The 1125-nt window shown below is 40.1% G+C and carries 2 protein-coding genes; both read right to left on the bottom strand.

The features are described 5' to 3' along the window. Positions 1 to 113 precede the first annotated feature (113 nt). A complete protein-coding gene (locus F607_RS0127400) occupies positions 114 to 566 on the bottom strand; it encodes a hypothetical protein (RefSeq protein WP_027710513.1) in 453 nt (150 codons plus the stop codon). 87 nt (positions 567 to 653) lie between these two features. After that, positions 654 to 965 carry a hypothetical protein gene (locus F607_RS0127395; protein WP_027710512.1) on the bottom strand — a complete coding sequence of 104 codons (312 nt, stop codon included), beginning with the start codon at positions 963 to 965 and terminating at the stop codon, positions 654 to 656. Positions 966 to 1125: the final 160 nt, after the last annotated feature.

The raw sequence follows: 1125 nt of genomic DNA, 5'->3' as shown, positions 1-1125 counted from the left end.
GGATCAAAATTCATTATCCTAACGGATAAATTAAATGAACCGCCCTGTGCGGACCCGCATGCAGGGTGGTGTGGGGAGAGCTGGGTAGATACCAGTTCTTACCCGATTAAGCATTATATCCAGTCAAAGTACCTAACCCACCATGTAGGAAAATTTGAATCACCTTTCATGGCCCCATTATATTCTGTATCAGCAACATCTGCTGGTATGTAATGAAAACCGTTTTCTTTAAAGAGCCCAATTATTAGTGCCGACAAGTCATTTGGAAGGTGATCAGTCATGGTAATTGTTGCCAAATTTCCAAAATTGCTGAAACGTATAACCGGAACAGTTATCATATTCGGCTTAACATTTTTAGAAAACGATTCGAGAATTATAGCTAACCCAAAACTGGCGTCCTGATTATGAGCCCAATCTTCGAATTTACATTCAGATATAGAGGATTGTAGACCGTCGAATACTTTTCTCGCTCTCTGCTCTAAATCTTTTCCATTGAAGTCAGAAGGAAACTCATAGCATCCATCTTCATCGCAAGATTCTAGCAATTTTCTATAATATTCTTCCATTAGCTTCCGTATGCTTAACGCTGGAGCTGAGGCGCGGGAAAAGCGCTAGCGTTTACCCGTCGAATCTCCAGCGACATGTTAGGTGATTTAGCGCCCATGCTTACCATCGGGTAGTAGATCATGTGTCCAATTAAATTGGGCTTTAGGGAATATACCTCTAAACTCTTTTTCGATTGTCTGCATGTCACTATCTTTAATGTAATCATCAGCGAGCCTAATGAGTTCTACCTCTTTATATATACAAATTGTTTTTAAAAGGCGCGCTATTCCAACGGCTCGAAAACATTTTGCTCCGATATGTATACGCTTGACCTGGTTGAGTGGTTTATTTTTTTCTGCTTCAGCAAATTCATCTACACCCCAGATACTCAAATCACCATTTTGTATTATGTTGTTCATTAATTAGCACCTAACGCCGCAATCAACGACTAAAATGTGAAGCAATTTTGTTCGTATGCATTGCTTTGTGTACGCCCGGCATGGGCATTGAATTTATGGGGTGAAAGTCCCCTGTAGGAAGATCACCTTTTAATCAATCTTAAACGATTAAAGGCTAACT

The sequence above is a fragment of the Zooshikella ganghwensis DSM 15267 genome (assembly GCF_000428585.1).
GTDB classification, from domain to species: domain Bacteria; phylum Pseudomonadota; class Gammaproteobacteria; order Pseudomonadales; family Zooshikellaceae; genus Zooshikella; species Zooshikella ganghwensis.
The sequence above is the reverse complement of the archived record's forward strand: the minus strand, read 5'-3'. Positions and strand labels throughout refer to the sequence as shown.

What these genes read in the sequence shown, in the direction of transcription:
- F607_RS0127400 (WP_027710513.1), bottom strand. Translation starts at nt 566, where the DNA reads ATGGAAGAATATTATAGAAAATTGCTAGAATCTTGCGATGAAGATGGA.
- F607_RS0127395 (WP_027710512.1), bottom strand. Translation starts at nt 965, where the DNA reads ATGAACAACATAATACAAAATGGTGATTTGAGTATCTGGGGTGTAGAT.